The following is a 16858-nucleotide window of genomic DNA, read 5'->3' as shown; positions in this document are numbered from 1 at the left end:
GCACCCCTTTGCCGGCCAAGACTCGTCCGCATGTCCGCGACCCCGACCGTTCCGATCACCTTCCAGTGCCTGATCCAGACCCTGAACCAGTTCTGGGCCCAGCAGGGCTGCGTGCTCATCCAGCCGCTCGACCTGGAGGTGGGCGCCGGTACGTTCCACCCGGCCACCTTCCTGCGTGCGATTGGTCCGGAAACCTGGAACGCGGCCTACGTGCAGCCGTCGCGGCGCCCGACCGATGGCCGCTACGGCGAGAACCCGAACCGCCTGCAGCGCTACTACCAGTACCAGGTGGCGATGAAGCCGGCACCGGACAACATCCAGCAGCTCTACCTGGATTCGCTGAAAGCGGTGGGCATCGATCCGCTGGTGCACGACCTGCGTTTTGTCGAGGACAACTGGGAATCGCCGACCCTGGGCGCCTGGGGCCTGGGCTGGGAAGTCTGGCTCAACGGCATGGAGGTGACCCAGTTCACCTACTTCCAGCAGGCCGGTGGCCTGGAGTGCCGGCCGGTGCTGGGCGAGATCACCTACGGTCTCGAGCGCCTGTGCATGTACCTGCAGAACTGCGACAACGTCTACGACCTGGTCTGGACCTACGGCCCGGATGGGCAGCCGGTGACCTACGGCGACGTCTACCACCAGAACGAGGTGGAGCAGAGCACCTACAACTTCGAATATGCCGACGTGGAAGAAATGTTCCACCGCTTCGATGCCTGCGAGCGCGAAGCGCAGAAGCTGGTGGAAGTGAACCTGCCGCTGCCGGCCTACGAACAGGTGATGAAGGCCAGCCACACCTTCAACCTGCTCGATGCGCGCCGTGCGATCAGCGTGACCGAACGCCAGCGCTACATCCTGCGCGTGCGCGCGCTGGCCCAGGCGGTGGCCAAGGCCTACTACGAGCAGCGCGAGAAGCTGGGCTTCCCGGGCGCGAAGAAGGCCTGACGGCCCGTTCTCCCATCACGCGTTTCACCTACTACCCCAGGGGCGCCGGCCGCGTCGCGCGCTGCGCCCCCACCACAGGATCGAACCGATGAGCCACTTGTCTCCCCTGCTGATTGAACTGGGCACCGAAGAGCTGCCGGTCAAGGCACTGCCGGGCCTGGCCCAGGCCTTCTTCGACGGTGTTGTCGACGGCCTGCGCAAGCGCGGCGTGGAACTGGAGCTGGGCGATGCACGCCCGCTGTCGACCCCGCGCCGCCTGGCCGTGCTGCTGCCGGGCGTTGGCCTGGAGCAGCCGGAACAGCACAGCGAAGTGCTGGGCCCGTACCTGAACATCGCGCTGGACGCCGAAGGCCAGCCGACCAAGGCGCTGCAGGGGTTCGCGGCCAAGGCCGGGATCGACTGGAGCGCGCTGGAAAAGACCACCGACAACAAGGGTGAGCGCTTCGTGCACCGTGCGGTGACCCCGGGCGCGCGCACCGCTGCGCTGCTGCCGGAGGTCCTGCGCGAGGCCATCGCCGGCATGCCCATTCCCAAGCCGATGCGCTGGGGCGACCACAGCTGGGGCTTCGCGCGCCCGGTGCACTGGCTGGTGCTGCTGCACGGCGGTGAGGTGGTCGAGGCCGAACTGTTCGGCCTGAAGGCCGACCGCATGAGCCGCGGCCACCGCTTCCTGCACGACAAGACCGTGTGGCTGACCCAGCCGCAGGACTATGTGGAATCGCTGCGCGCCGCCTTCGTGCTGGTTGACCCGGCAGAGCGCCGCCAGCGCATCGTCGCCGAGGTGGAAGCCGCTGCAGCCACCGCCGGTGGCAGCGCACGCATCACCGAGGACAACCTGGAGCAGGTGGTGAACCTGGTCGAGTGGCCGTCGGCGGTGCTGTGCAGCTTCGAGCGCGCGTTCCTGGCGGTGCCGCAGGAAGCGCTGATCGAGACGATGGAGATCAACCAGAAGTTCTTCCCGGTGCTGGATGACGGCGGCAAGCTGACCGAGAAGTTCATCGGCATCGCCAACATCGAGTCCAAGGACGTGGCCGAAGTGGCCAAGGGCTACGAGCGGGTGATCCGCCCGCGCTTCGCCGATGCCAAGTTCTTCTTCGACGAAGACCTGAAGCAGGGCCTGCAGGCGATGGGCGAGGGCCTGAAGACGGTGACCTACCAGGCCAAGCTGGGCAGCGTGGCCGACAAGGTCGCGCGCGTGGTGGCGCTGGCCGAAGTGATTGCGCCGCAGGTCGGCGCCGATCCGCTGCTGGCCAAGCGTGCCGCGCAGCTGGCCAAGAACGACCTGCAGTCGCGCATGGTCAATGAGTTCCCGGAACTGCAGGGCATCGCCGGCCGCCACTACGCGGTGGCCGGTGGCGAGTCGCCGGAGGTGGCGCTGGCCATCGACGAGGCCTACCAGCCGCGCTTCGGTGGTGATGACATCGCGCTGTCGCCGCTGGGCAAGGTGCTGGCGATCGCCGAGCGCGTGGATACCCTGGCCGGCGGTTTCGCCGCGGGCCTGAAGCCGACCGGCAACAAGGACCCGTTCGCCCTGCGCCGCAACGCGCTGGGCCTGGCCCGCACGATCATCGAAAGCGGCTTCGAGCTGGACCTGCGCGCGCTGCTGGCCAGCGCCAACGCCGGGCTGGCCGCGCGCAACGTGCAGGCCGACGTGGCCGAGCTGTACGACTTCATCCTCGACCGCCTGAAGGGCTATTACAGCGACAAGGGCGTGCCGGCCAGCCACTTCAACGCGGTGGCCGAGCTGAAGCCGGCCTCGCTGTACGACTTCGACCGCCGCCTGGACGCGATCGGGATCTTCGCGGCGCTGCCGGAAGCCGAGGCGCTGGCCGCGGCCAACAAGCGCATCCGCAACATCCTGCGCAAGGCCGAAGGCGATATTCCGGGCCAGATCGATGCGGCCCTGCTGCAGGAAGATGCCGAGCGCGCGCTGGCCGAAGCCGTGACTGCCGCCATCGACGATACCGGCGCCAGCCTGCACCAGAAGGACTATGTGGCCGTGTTGGCGCGCCTGGCCCGCCTGCGTCCGCAGGTCGATGCGTTCTTCGACGGGGTGATGGTCAATGCCGAGGATCCGGCACTGCGCGGCAACCGCCTGGCGCTGCTGACGATGCTGGGCGAGCGCCTGGGCAAGGTCGCGGCGATCGAGCACCTGTCCAGCTGATCGCCCACGATGGGTAGCGCCGGGCCATGCCCGGCGGTTTTTCTGCAGGCCGCGCTGCGCGCTCGCCATGAATCAGACCGTATCCACGCATGGCGTGGATCTACTGGGTAGCCGGCCGCTGGCCGGCAGCGACGCGATGCCGATATTTCCGCATGCGGCCGCGATGATCGCCACAAAGGCGCGTATTTTGACCGCCACTTAACAACCGATCCGGATTGACGTGATGCATTTCGCATCGTCACCTCCGGTCGGTATGCTGTGCCGCATGCAGCCAACGAAATACGCCCTGCCGCTGATGGTCCTCTCGCTTTGCGCCACCTCCGTGGCCCATGCGCGCGGCACCATCGACAAGGTGGACATCAAGGGATTGGACAAGGGCGACGACGCCGCGATCATCGAGAACATCCAGGAATCGCTGTCGTTGTTCGACACGATCGGCAAGGAGCAGGGCGAGTCGCGCCTGGAATACCTGCTGTCACAGGCCGAGCGGCAGACCCGCCAGGCGCTGGAACCTTTCGGGTACTACAACCCGGTGATCAAGGTCGAGGCGCCACGCCAGGATGAGCACGTCACCGTGCTGATCCATGTCGACAAGGGCCAGCCGGTGCTGGTGCGCCGCGAGCATATCGATATCACCGGTCCTGCGATGTACGACCAGTACCTGCAGGACGACCTGGCCGCGTTCAAGCCGCGCAAGGGCCAGCGCTTCGAACACACCCAGTACGAAGCCAGCAAGATCACCGTGACCCGGCGCCTGGCCGAGCGCGGCTACTTCGACGCCGACTACACCCAGCGCCAGGTGCAGATCACCCGCGCGGACAACGCTGCCGACATCGACCTGACCTGGGACAGCGGCCGCCGCTACAACATGGGCCCGGTGACCTTCGAGCAGAACTATTTCGACGACAAGCTGTTCGACCCGCTGGTGTACTGGGACCAGGGCAGCTACTTCCACGAAGGCAAGCTGGACCGCCTGCGCGAGTCGCTGACCAAGCTCGATTACTTCAGCGTGATCGACATCCAGCCGCGCCCGGACCAGGCCGATGAAAACGGCGAGGTGCCAGTCGATGTGAAGCTGACGCGGGCCAAGCGCAGCATTTATTCCTACGGCCTGAGTTACGGCAGCGAAAGTGGCGCCGGTGTGCGTGGTGGCCTTGAACGGCGCTACCTGAACAGCCGCGGCCACAAGATGAACACCCAGCTGGACTATGCGCAGAAGCGCAAGAGCCTGATCACCAGCTACCGCATTCCGGCGTTCAACTGGCTGGATGGCTGGTACACCTTCGCCGCCAGTGCCTATGACGAACAGACCGACTACATCGATCTGCGCAACTTCAAGCTGATCGCCAGCCGCAGCGGCGAGATCAACGAGAACTGGACCGCCATCGCCTCGATCAACGCGCTGCGCGAGCGCTGGCGCTATGCCTCGGGCACCGAATTCACCGATGCGGTCTACAACACGTCCACGCTGGTCTACCCGCAGATCGTGGCCGACTACGTGAAGGTGGATGACGAGCTGTTCCCGCGCAGCGGCATCAGTGGCACCGCGACGGTGCGTGCCGGCGTCGAAGGCGTCGGATCGGACACCAGCTTCGTGCAGGCCAATGCCGTGCTGCGCTGGTACATCCCGGTGGGGCCGACCAATCGCCTGATCCTGCGCGGCGAAGGCGGCACCACATGGACCAGCGACCTGGTGGCGATGCCGCCCAGCCTGCGCTACTTCGCCGGTGGCGACCGCAGCATCCGCGGCTATGCCTACCGTGAGGTCGGCCCGCGCACGCCGAAGCCGGACAAGTACGCGCTTGGTGCCAAGCACCTGGTGGTCGGCTCGGCCGAGTACGAGCATTACTTCAATGGCGGTCCGTGGGGTGCAGCGGTGTTCGTCGACACCGGCAGCGCCTTCGATACCGACATCGACCTGCACACCGGCGTCGGCTTCGGCGTGCGCTGGAAATCGCCGGTGGGCCCGGTGCGGGTCGATATCGCTCACGGTCTGAACAACCCTGATTCGCAGTTCCAGCTGTACCTCAACATCGGAGCGGACCTGTGAGCACGCCCGCACCGACTCCGTCGCCGAACACGCCGCCGCGGCGCGTGCGCTTCTACCGTCGTCGCCGCTTCTGGGCATGGTCCGGCGCGGGCGTGGTCGGCCTGGTGCTGGTCGCCCTGCTGGCCGTGTACTGGCTGCTGCAGACGGTGGCCGGCCGCGACGTGCTGCTGGCGCAGGTGGTGGCGCGCCTGCCGGTGGGTGCCAGCTTCACCTGGGACAAGGTCGATGGCCCGGTGGCCGGACCACTGACCCTCTACAACGTCGACTTCCGCTACGACGACATCCATTTCCACGCCGAGCGCGCGCACCTGGAGCCGGACCTGCGCCCGCTGCTGGGCCGCAAGCTTCTGCTGGACAAGCTGGAGCTGACCAACGCCACGCTCAACCTGGCCAAGAGCGATGAGCCGTTCAAGCTGCCGTCGTGGCCCGATTCGCTGCCGCAGATCGAAATGCCGCTGGCGATCCAGGCCGATGTGATCGCCATCGACAGTTTCCGCATCAGCCAGGCCAACGAGCCGGTGATCGACATCAGCCGCGTGCGCGGTGGCATCGAGATCGCCAATGGCGAGTTCCAGGCGCGCAAGCTGGTGGTGGACAGCGACATGGGCAATTTCACTGCCCAGGGCCGCTACATCCCGGCCAAGGACTACGACACCGACGTCACCGTCACCGCGGTGCTGCCGGCACCGCGCGGGCGTACCGCGGCCACGGTCGGCCTGGTCGCGCGCGGTGACTTGGCGCATATGGAAGTGGCGCTGGCCGGCCGCGCACCGAAGCCGCTGCACGCGATGCTGGTGTTCGATGGCCGCACCGATCCGACCTGGAACGCGACTGTACGCAGCGACGAGCTGGACGTGGCGCTGTTGTCGCCGGCATTGGCCAGCTCGGCCATCGCGCCGCTGGCATTGGACTTCACCGCCTCCGGCAAGGGAGGCAACGCCAACCTGCATGGCCGGGTGAAGCAGGGTGAGCAGGAACTGGAGCTGGCGCCCTCGGTGGTTTCGCTGCAGGACCAGGTGCTGAAGGTCTCGCCGCTGGTGGTCAAGGGCCTGGGCGGCGAAGCACGCCTGGAAGGTACCGCCGATTTCAGCCAGGAAGACCAGCAGAAGCTGAACTTCTCGGTGATCGCGCAGGACCTGACCTGGGTGCCGGCACCGGACCCGAACACCGCCGGCAGTTCGCCGGTGCCGGTGACGCTGAAGGAAGCGCGCTTTGGACTGGCCGGTACCTTGAAGGCGTGGGCGGCGATCGGCCGTGCCGATGTCGAGCGCGAAAAGCAGAAGGCGCAGCTGCGCTTCGATGTGCGTGGCAACGATCAGGCTGCGGAGATCCGCGAACTGCAGGCGCAGACCCCGGGTGGCCAGCTGCAGGTGGAAGGCAAGGTGGCCTGGGCACCGCAGCTGGACTGGGATGCCAAGGCCACGCTGAAGGATTTCGACCCGGGCTACTTCGCACCGGGCTGGGATGGCCGTCTGTCCGGCAATCTCGCGTCCAAGGGACGCCAGCTGCCGCCGCCGGCCAATGCGCCGCCGGGCACTGCGGGCACGCTGGAGGCCACGGTGGACCTGCCGTCGCTGAAGGGCATTCTGCGCCAGCGCAATGTGGATGCCCAAGGCAAGTTCGCCCTGCAGGGTGAACAGGGCCAGGGTGAATTGAAACTGGCCGTCGGCAGCAGCCGGGTGACCGCCTCGGGCAAGGTCGGCGACCGCCTGGACATCGATGCGCGCTTCGAGCCGCTGCAGCTGAGCGATCTGCTGCCCGGCGCCGATGGTGGCCTGCGTGGTCAGGTGCAGGTGAAAGGCCCGCGCGATGCACCGGACATCACTGCAGATCTGGTCGGCAACAATCTCAACTGGGACGGCTATGGCGCTGAAAGCCTGAGCATCAAGGGCCGCCTGCCGTGGCGTGGCGACAGTGGCACGCTGGCGATACAGGGCCAGCAGGTCAATGCCGGCATGCTGCTGGAACGCTTGAACATCGATGCGCAGGGCAGTGTCTCCAACCTGCGCCTGGCCGCACAGACACGCAACGAACTGGGCGCGATCGAGCTGCAGGGCAGCGTTCGCCAGCAGGGCGAACAATGGCGTGGCGAACTGGCCACGCTGCGCATCGCACCGGTGAAGGGCGATGCGTGGGCACTGCGTGCGCCCGCGGCATTCGCCATCAACGGCAGCAACTACACGCTGGGCGAAACCTGCCTGGGCGCTGCGACCGGTGGCGCCCTGTGCGCACGTGCCAACTGGCCGCGCGAAGGCCTGGTGGTGCGCGGCGATGCGTTGCCGCTGGCGCTGGTGCAGCCGTGGTTGCCGCCACAGTCCGGCCGGCGCATCTACCTGCGTGGCGAACTCAACCTGGACGCGCAGATCCGTCCGCGTGGCAACGCATGGGAAGGGCATGTGGAAGTGCGCTCGGCCGAAGGTGGCGTACGCCTGGGCGAGAACCGCAACACCGGCGTGGGCGATGCCAACCGTGGCGAGCTGGTGCGTTATGACCAGTTCTCGCTGAAGCTGGACATGACCCCGGCCAGCATCAAGGGCTACCTGGGCATGGGCTTCCAGGGCAACGGCTTCGTCGATGCGAAGATGCAGACCGGTTGGGAGCCGAGTGCGCCGCTCAACGGCGAGCTCTACCTCAACATGTCGCGCCTGTACTGGCTGGAACTGTTCTCGCCGGATGTGGTGCGCCCGACCGGCCTGATCGAAGGCCACGTGAGCCTGCGTGGCACGCGCGGCCAACCGTCGCTGGGCGGTGATGCGCAGCTGAGCAACTTCAAGGGCGAGTTCCCGGCGCTGGGCCTGACCTTCGACCAGGGCAAGGGCAGCTTCGTCGCCCAGCCCGACGGGTCGGCCAAGATCACCGCACAGGCCAATTCGGGCAAGGGCACGCTGTATGTCGACGGCGGCCTGTCCTGGTTCGGCGATGCACAGCCGCTGCAGCTGAAGATCCACGGCGAGAATGTGCTGCTGTCCAACACCAGCGAGCTGCGCATCATCGCCAATCCCAACCTGGACTTCACCCTGGCCAAGGCCGCGATGGAGCTGCGCGGAACGGTGCACGTGCCCGAGGCCGACATCGATCTGGAGCGCCTGGACCGTGGCACCTCGGTGTCCGAGGACGTGGTGGTGCTGGACCCGGCCGATCCGGAAGAGTCACGCACCTCGCCGCTGGACATGGAGCTGGCCGTCAGCCTGGGTGACAAGGTCAAGATGAGCGGCTTCGGCCTGAAGGGCGCGCTGACCGGCAAGATGCAGGTCTGGGCCAAGCCCGGCCGCGAGATGACCGCCAACGGCGGCCTGGAAGTCAGTGGCCGCTACAAGGCCTATGGCCAGGACCTGACCATCACGCGCGGCAACCTCAACTGGAACTACAACGCGGTGTCCGACCCGCGCATCAACATCCGCGCCGAACGCCGGATCGGTGATGTCACCGCCGGCATCGACGTGACCGGGCGCGCGCAGCAACCGCGCGCCGATGTCTGGTCCGATCCGGCGATGTCGCAGTCCGAAGCACTGGGTTACCTGGTGCTGGGGCGCAGCCTGACCGGTGCCAGCAGCGACCAGACCCAGCAGGTGAACGCCGCATCGGCCGCGCTGTCGGCGGGCAGTGGCCTGCTTGCTTCGCAGCTGGGTGCCAAGCTGGGCCTGGACGATGCCGGCGTCAGCCAGTCGCGCGCGCTGGGCGGCTCGGTGATTGGTGTGGGCAAGTACATCTCGCCCAAGCTCTACGTGGGCTACGGCGTGTCGCTGGTGGGCGCCGGTTCGGTGATCACCCTGAAGTACCTGCTGCGCCGCGGCTTCGACGTGGAAGTGGAATCGAGCACGGTGGAAAACCGTGGCTCGTTGAACTGGCGGCGGGAAAAATAACGGTGTGGTAGTGCCGGCCGCTGGCCGGCAACTGCACCGTATCCCGAATTCGGTGGGTTGCCGGCCAGCGGCCGGCACTACCGTGCACGCATACCCAACCATCGGCCGTTGCCCCATCCGGCCCCAGCAGCTATGGTCCCGGGCTGTTCTGTCGTACCGGATTGCCTCATGTCGCCACGCAAAGCCCTCCCCACCGCCCTGGCCCTGGGCCTGACCCTCGCCGCTGGCGCCCACGCCGATGAAGGCATGTGGATGCCGACCCAGCTGCCGGAGCTGGCCAAGCCGCTGCAGGCGGCCGGCTTCAAGGGCAACCCGGCCGATCTGGCCAACGTGACCGCGCCGCCGCTGAGTGCGGTCGTGCGTGCCGGCGGTGGCACCGGCTCGTTCGTGTCGGCCGATGGCCTGCTGCTGACCAACCACCACGTGGCAATGGGCGTGATCCAGTACAACAGCTCGCCCGAGCACAACTTCATCAACGATGGCTTCATCGCCAAGGGTCGCGCCGACGAGCGTCCGGCCAATCCGGACTTCCGCGTGCTGGTGACCGTCGGCTTCGACAAGGTGACCGACCAGGTGCTGGCACAGGCCAAGGGCAAGACCGGCCGCGCGTACTTCGACGCGGTGGATGCAGCCAGCAAGCAGATCGTGGCCGAGTGCGAGAAGGACGGCAGCGTGCGCTGCTCGGTGGCCAACATGTATTACGGCACCGACTTCTACCGCATCGCCCAGCTTGAGCTGAGCGATGTGCGCCTGGTCTATGCGCCGCCGCGCGCGATCGGCAACTACGGCGATGAGATCGACAACTTCATGTGGCCGCGCCACACCGGCGACTTCACCCTGCTGCGTGCCTACGTGGGCAAGGACGGCAAGCCGGCCGCCTACAGCAAGGACAACGTGCCCTACCAGGCACCGGCGCACCTGCAGATGTCGGTGGAAGGCCCGAAGGAGGGCGACTACGCGATGCTGGCCGGTTACCCGGGCATCACCTACCGCCATCGCACCGCCGCCGAGTTCGCTGGCCAGATCGATACCGTGCTGCCGCGCCGGGTGTCGGTGTTCCAGCAGATGATCGACACCATCGAAGCGGCCAGTGCCAAGGATGCGCAGGCACGTACCCGTTATGCCTCGCAGCTGCAGTCGCTGAAGAACAACCGCAAGCGCGCCGCCGGTGAGCTGGAAGGGCTGCTGCGCAGCGATGCCAAGGCCCAGCGTGCGGCCGACGAGCAGGCGATGCTGGCCGCCACCGACCGCAAGTACCAGGGCGACATCAAGGCGCTGCTGGCCAACCTGTCGCAGGGCGCGGCGGTGGGCGAGCGCGACCTGCTGCTGGAACAGATGGCCAGCCAGAGCCAGCTGCTGCGCTCGGCGTTGCTGCTGGAACGCCTGCGCATTGAATCGGCCAAGCCGGATGCGCAGCGCGAGACCGGCTACCAGCAGCGCGACCAGGCGATGATCGAGGGCGTGCTGAAGCAAGTGCAGCGCCGCTATGCACCCGAGGTCGAGAAGGCGCTGCTGACCACCCTGTTGACGCGCTACCAGCAGCTGCCGGATGCGCAGCGCGTGGCCGAGTTCGACACGGCCTTCGGCCGTACCCCGGCACAGCTGGCGCAGGCGCTGGACACGCTGTATGCCGGCACCCAGCTGGGTGACGAAGCGCAGCGCCTGTCCCGCTTCGCCGCTGCCCGCGAAGGCAAGGCGCTGGCCGCCGATCCGCTGATTGCCGTGGCCGGCCCGCTGGTGGCCGCGCAGCTGCGCATCGAAAACGAGAGCAAGACCCGCGAAGGCGAACAGCTGCGCCTGCGCCCGGCCTACATGCAGGCCTTGTTCGCCTGGCGTGCCAAGCAGGGCCGTGCGGTGTACCCGGATGCCAACCGCACCCTGCGCATCAGCTACGGCAAGGTGGAAGCGCTGCACCCGCGTGATGGCGTGACCTATTCGCCGGTGACCACCGTGGCCGGCATCGTCGAAAAGAACACCAACGCCTATCCGTTCGATGCCCCCAAGCCGCTGCTGGCCGCGATTGCCAAGGGCGACTTCGGCAGCACCGCCGATCCCTCGCTGAAGACCCAGACGGTCAACTTCCTGACCAACCTGGACACCACCGGCGGCAACTCCGGCTCGCCGGTGCTCAACGCCAAGGGCGAACTGATCGGCCTGAACTTCGACAGCAACTGGGAGTCGGTCAGTGCCAGCTGGTGGTTCGACCCCCGCTACAAGCGCGCCGTGCACGTGGACATGCGCTACCTGCGCTGGCTGCTGGCCAAGGTCTACCCGGCACCTGAACTGCTGAAGGAAATGGGCGTTCCGGCGGAATAACGCCGGTTCCCGGTAGGCGCCCACGATCTCCCGGCAGGTGCCCACCGTCTTCCGGTAGGTCCCCACCGTTTCCTGGTGGGTGCCCACCTTTCCCTCTGGTGGGTGCCCACCTTTCCCTCTGGTGGGTGCCCACCGTTGGTGGGCACGGACGCCCCTGCCACGACCAACGGTCGTGACCCACCTTTGCGACCCCCCGTCGTGACCTACCATCACGATCAACGGTCGTGATCTACTGGCCCCTCCTCCGACGGAAACACGCGCTTGGTCTCCAGCTGGATCCTGCTGCTGGTCTCGGTTGCCTACGCTGCGCTGCTGTTCGGCGTGGCGTGGTGGGGCGACCGTCGGCCGATGTACCCGGACCGGCCGTGGCTGCGGCCGGTCGTCTACAGCCTGGCGCTGGCGGTGTACTGCTCGTCGTGGACCTTCTACGGCGCAGTCGGTACCGCCGTGCGCAACGGCGTGGGCTACCTGCCGATCTACATCGGTCCGTTGCTGCTGCTGCTGTTCGGCTGGCGCATCATCGAGCGCCTGGCGCTGATCGCGCGCAGCCAGAACGTGGTCTCCATCGCTGATTTCATTTCCTCGCGCTTCGGCCGCTCGCGGCGGCTGGCGGCGCTGGTGGCGATCATCGCCCTGATCGGCATCATTCCCTACCTGGCCCTGCAGTACAAAGCGGTGGCGATGAGCCTGCAGGTACTGACCGGCAACACCGGCCCGACCGGGTTCTTCAGCGATCCGGCCCTGTACGTGGCGTTGCTGATGGCGCTGTTCGCCACCCTGTTCGGTACCCGCCAGGTGGACGCCACCGAACACCACCACGGCATGATGCTGGCCATCGCGCTGGAGTCGGTGATCAAGCTGGTGGCGATGGTGGCGGTGGGCGTGTTCGCCTATGTCTGGCTCAGCGACCGCAACGAGGCGGTGGTGGAGTCGGTACATACGCTGTTCACCGGGCTTCCGCCGGTGGGGTTCATCTCGCAGACGCTGCTCAGTTTCCTGGCCATCATCTGCCTGCCGCGCCAGTTCCATGTGGCGGTGGTGGAGTGCGGCGACGTGCGCGACGTGCGCCGCGCGCGCTGGATGTTCGGCGGCTACCTGGTGCTGATCTCGGCGATGGTGCTGCCGATCGCCACGGCCGGCATCAGCCTGTTCGGTACCGGAAGCGGCGTGGCCGACGACTCGATGGTGCTGGCGTTGCCGCTGGCCGAGGGCCGCAACGCGCTGGCACTGATCGCCTATATCGGCGGGTTCTCTGCCGCCACCGGCATGGTCATCGTGTCCTCGATCGCGTTGGCGACGATGGTCAGCAACGATCTGGTGATGCCGGTGCTGCTGCGTCGCAGTGGCGACCACCAGGAAGCGGCCGATGTCGCTTCGCGGGTGCTGTGGATCCGCCGGCTGGCGATCCTGCTGCTGGCACTGATGGCCTACAGCTACTACCGCAGCAGCAGCAACGACAGCACGCTGGCCTCGTACGGACTGATGGCGTTCGCCGCGGTGGCGCAGTTCGCGCCGGGCCTGATCGGTGGACTGTACTGGCGCGGCGCCAGCCGTCGTGGCGTCGAGACCGGCATGCTGCTCGGCTTCGCCACCTGGCTGTACACCCTGCTGCTGCCGGCGATGACCATGGCCGGCTGGATGGATGCAGGCTGGGTGCAGCATGGTCCGTTCGGCATCGATTGGTTGCGGCCACAACAGCTGTTCGGCATGACCGGCTGGGACCCGCTGACCCATGGCACGTTCTGGTCGCTGCTGGTCAACGCGGCAACGATGATGCTGGTATCGGCGCGTTGGCGTCCGGGCGTGGATGAGCGCCTGCGCGCTGCGCCCTTCCTCGATCCCTATGCCGAGCGGCCTTCAGTGGCCGGTGGTTGGCCGGGCCACGTGCACGTGGGCGACCTGCTGGCACTGGCCTCGCGCGTGGTCGGCGAGCGCCATGCGCGGCGCTCGTTCTTCGAACAGGCGCAGTCGCTGGGGCGCGAGCTGCAGTCCTCGGCACCGGCAGACCGGCCGTGGGTGCAGTTCACCGAGCGCCTGCTGGCCGCATCGATCGGGGCGGCGTCCGCGCGCCTGCTGCTGACCAGCCTCCTGCGTGGCTCCGGCATGGACCTGGGCGAAGTGGTGGCGGTGCTGGACGAAGCCGGGCAGGAACTGCGCTTCAACCGCGAGATCCTGTCGACCACCCTGGAAAACATCAGCGCCGGCGTCAGCGTGGTCGACCCGGACATGCGCCTGACCGCGTGGAACCGGCGCTACCAGGACATGTTCGGCTACCCCGACGGCATGCTCTACGTGGGCCGCCCGGTGGCGGATCTGATCCGCTACAACGCCGAGCGTGGCGAGCTGGGCGAGGGCGACATCGAAGTGCAGATCAACCGCCGCATCGGCTATATGCGCGCCGGTTCGCCGCACGTGTTCGAGCGCACCCGCAGCGATGGCAAGGTGATCGAAATGCGTGGCCAGGCACTGCCCGGCGGCGGCTACGTCACCAGCTACAACGACATCACCGACTACAAGCACGCCGAACGGGCGCTGCTGGAAGCCAACGAAACACTGGAACAGCGCGTGGCCGAGCGCTCGCATGTTGCGGAAGTCGCACAGCAATCGAAGACCCGCTTCCTGGCGGCGATCAGCCATGACGTGCTGCAGCCGTTGAATGCGGCGCGGCTGTTCGCTTCGGCGCTGCGCGACAGCGACCATGTCAGTGATGAGCAGCGGCACCTGGCCGAACGCGTGGATGCGTCGCTGCGTGCGGCCGAAGAGCTGCTGGATGGGCTGCTGGACGTGTCGCGGCTGGATGCTGGTGGCCTGCATCCGGTGATCGGCGAATTCGATGTCAGTGCGTTGATGCGCGAGCTGGCCGCGCAGTACACGCCGGTTGCGGCCGGGCGTGGGCTGCGGCTGGATCTGTTCGCGCGTACCACCTGGGTGCGCAGTGATCGCCGCCTGCTGCGCCGCGTGCTGCAGAACTTCCTGGCCAATGCGCTGCGCTACACGCGGCAGGGGCGCATCGTGCTGGCCGTACGCCAGCGCGGCGACGAAGTGGAGCTGCAGGTGTGGGATACCGGCCCCGGCATTCCCGAACACCACATGCGACAGATCTTCGATGAGTTCCACCGCTACCAGCAGCCGTTCGACTGGGGCGAGCAGGGCCTGGGGCTGGGCCTGTCGATCTGCCAGCGCATCTCGCGCCTGCTTGACCATCGCTTGAATGCCCGCAGCCGGGTTGGCAGTGGATCGATGTTCTCGATCATCCTGCCGCGGGTAGCGCCGTTGCCGGGATATACCGAAGCGCTCACCGTGGCGCAGGCCGCACCGCCGATGCGCAGCGATTCGCTGGCCGGCCTGCGCGTGTTGTGCGTGGACAACGACGAGGAGATCCTCGATGGCATGCGCGCGCTGCTGGGGCGCTGGCAGGTGCAGGTGATCACCGCATCGACGGTGGACCAGGCGTTGCAGAAGATCGCCGAGCGTCCGCAGGTGATGCTGGTGGACTACCACCTGCACGATCGCATGGATGGCCTGGATGCACTGGTGGCACTGCGCGAAGCGGCGGGCTATCCATTGCCCGGCGCGCTGCTTACCGCCGATGGCCGCGATGAACTGAAGCGGATGGCACGCGAGCGCGGCTATCGCCTGTTGACCAAGCCGATCAAGCCAGCCTCGCTGCGGGCATTTCTGGGCGCGTTGCGCGACGCCCGGTAGTGCCGGCCGCTGGCCGGCAACCTCGCAATCGCCGGCAGGTTACGCCACGCCGTGCAGGTGTTCGTACAGGATCGTCGCACCGATGATCACCAGGATCACGCCACCGATGATTTCGGCGCGCTTGCCGACCATGCTGCCGAGTGCGCGGCCGAGCATGATGCCGGCGGTGACCATGGTCAGCGTGCACAGGCCGATGACCGCCGCCATCACGCCGATATGCACGTCCATGAAGGCCAGGCCGATGCCCACTGCCATCGCGTCGATGCTGGTGGCGAAACCGGTCAGTGCCAGCTTCCAGAAGCCGTGGTGCTGCGACGGATCTTCATCGTCCTCGCCGCTGTCAGGGCGCAGGCCGTTGTAGATCATGTGGATGCCCAGTGCGCCGAGCAGGGCGAAGGCAATCCAGTGGTCGAAGGCTTCGACGTACTGCAGGGCGGCACGACCGAGCAGCCAGCCGATGATGGGCGTGATCGCCTCGATGACGCCGAAGATGATGCCGGCGCGCAGCGCATCACGGAACACCGGCCTGCGCATGGCGGCACCCTTGCCGATCGCGGCAGCGAAGGCATCGGTGGACATGGCAAAGCCGATCAGCAGGATCGAAACAGGAGACATGGGCGGCAGCAGAAGGTCGGGCAAGGACGGACGCACGGCTCGCGCTCGCGCCCAACCTGACGTTGCGCGCGCGGGCCGCTGGTCTCGCCAACCATCATGGTTGTCCACGCCACGGCGCACTGGCCGAGTATGTTGACGTGGACGATTCCTGCGTAGGAATCCGGCTACTCCCCAAGGGGACGCGAAGCTTAGCACCGCGATCCGCGCGTGGCGCATTTCCCGCGAAACGCGCAGGCACGGCTGGTTTGTATAGCGATGGCTATATCACGGGCGATACGGTAGCGCCGGGCCATGCCCGGCGAGCGTAGCGGGTAGTGCCGGCCGCTGGCCGGCACACGCAACGGCGAGAGCGTGCCAAGCAAGCGTGGCACCCACCAAAGCAGTTTCCGGTAGCGCCGGGCCATGCCCGGCGAGCGCAGCGGTGATACAGGTACAGGTGAATGCCGGCCAGCGGCCGGCACGAAACCTCAGTCTTCTTCCGGCGGCAGGACGATGGCGTCGTCGTCGATCGCCAGCTTGCCGGCCATCAGCACCGCTTGGGTGCGGTTGGTCACGCCCAGCTTGCGCAGGATCGCGGTCACGTGCGCCTTGATCGTCGCTTCGGAGACGTTGAGGTCGTAGGCGATCTGCTTGTTCAAGCGGCCCGCACCCAACATCTGCAGCACGCGGAACTGCTGCGGGGTCAGCTCGCGCAGGCGCTGGCCGACTTCGCGTTCTTCGCTGCCGGTCGGCGGCACGTTGTGTGCTTCCGGCGGCGCCCAGGTCTCGCCATCGAGGATGGTGCCGAGTGCATGGCCGATGGTGTCCGAATCAGCGGATTTCGGAATGAAGCCCAGCGCGCCATGGTCGAGTGCACGGCGCATCACCGTGGCTTCTTCGCGTGCGGACACCACCACCACCGGCAGGTGCGGATGCAGCGAACGCATGTGTACCAGTGCGTTGAAGCCCTGTGCGCCGGGCATGTTGAGATCCATCAGGACCAGGTCGGCGTCGTTGTGCTGGTCGGCCAGCGCATACAGCGCCTCCACGCTGTCGGCCTCGAACAGTTGAACGCCCGGAATGACCCGCTGCACGGCACCCCGCAGGGCTTCGCGGAACAACGGATGGTCATCGGCAATCAGGAGGGTGGTCATGGTCGGGGGGAACCGTGGGGGGAAAGCAGATGGGGTCAGAGCCCTTTCCTTGTGGAAAGGGATCCGACCC

At 67.0% G+C, this 16858-nt stretch carries 8 protein-coding genes and 1 riboswitch; of the genes, 6 read left to right on the top strand and 2 right to left on the bottom strand.

Annotated elements, in window-relative coordinates; translation table 11 throughout:
• Positions 1-30 precede the first annotated feature (30 nt).
• From glyQ to CLM74_RS21015, 6 genes are all read left to right on the top strand, one after another.
• Positions 31-942 (top strand): glycine--tRNA ligase subunit alpha, encoded by a 912-nt coding sequence (glyQ, locus tag CLM74_RS21040; RefSeq protein ID WP_105164884.1) that lies wholly within the window; start codon positions 31-33, stop codon positions 940-942.
• 88 nt (positions 943-1030) lie between these two features.
• Positions 1031-3106, top strand: a complete 2076-nt coding sequence (gene glyS / locus CLM74_RS21035) for a glycine--tRNA ligase subunit beta (RefSeq protein WP_105164883.1) — start codon at positions 1031-1033, stop codon at positions 3104-3106.
• A gap of 253 nt (positions 3107-3359) precedes the next feature.
• Positions 3360-5156 (top strand): autotransporter assembly complex family protein, encoded by a 1797-nt coding sequence (locus CLM74_RS21030; protein WP_025878770.1) that lies wholly within the window; start codon positions 3360-3362, stop codon positions 5154-5156.
• Positions 5153-9019: a translocation/assembly module TamB domain-containing protein gene (locus tag CLM74_RS21025; RefSeq protein ID WP_105164882.1), complete on the top strand. Its 3867-nt coding sequence runs from the start codon at positions 5153-5155 to the stop codon at positions 9017-9019. Before CLM74_RS21030 ends, CLM74_RS21025 begins: the two co-directional genes overlap by 4 nt.
• A gap of 168 nt (positions 9020-9187) precedes the next feature.
• A complete protein-coding gene (locus CLM74_RS21020; protein ID WP_105164881.1) occupies positions 9188-11335 on the top strand; it encodes a S46 family peptidase in 2148 nt (715 codons plus the stop codon).
• A 261-nt stretch (positions 11336-11596) separates the two neighbouring features.
• The gene (locus CLM74_RS21015) at positions 11597-15040 is read left to right on the top strand and encodes a PAS domain-containing hybrid sensor histidine kinase/response regulator (protein ID WP_105164880.1); all 3444 of its coding nucleotides are present in this window, start codon (positions 11597-11599) and stop codon (positions 15038-15040) included.
• Between the two features lie 39 nt (positions 15041-15079).
• On the opposite strand, the gene CLM74_RS21010 is transcribed toward CLM74_RS21015, so the two are convergent.
• Together CLM74_RS21010 and CLM74_RS21005 are read right to left on the bottom strand one after the other, a co-directional pair.
• On the bottom strand, positions 15080-15655 hold the full coding sequence (locus CLM74_RS21010; protein ID WP_033832555.1) for a manganese efflux pump MntP family protein: 576 nt from the start codon (positions 15653-15655) through the stop codon (positions 15080-15082).
• Between the two features lie 11 nt (positions 15656-15666).
• Positions 15667-15834, bottom strand: a riboswitch (yybP-ykoY riboswitch).
• Positions 15835-16122: 288 nt separating this feature from the next.
• A complete protein-coding gene (locus CLM74_RS21005) occupies positions 16123-16788 on the bottom strand; it encodes a response regulator transcription factor (protein ID WP_006477308.1) in 666 nt (221 codons plus the stop codon).
• Between the last annotated feature and the right edge of the window lie 70 nt (positions 16789-16858).

The sequence above is a fragment of the Stenotrophomonas sp. MYb57 genome (assembly GCF_002966815.1).
In the GTDB taxonomy this organism is placed as follows: domain Bacteria; phylum Pseudomonadota; class Gammaproteobacteria; order Xanthomonadales; family Xanthomonadaceae; genus Stenotrophomonas; species Stenotrophomonas indicatrix.
Note: the sequence above shows the minus strand (reverse complement) of the source record. Positions and strands in the feature narration are given on the sequence as shown.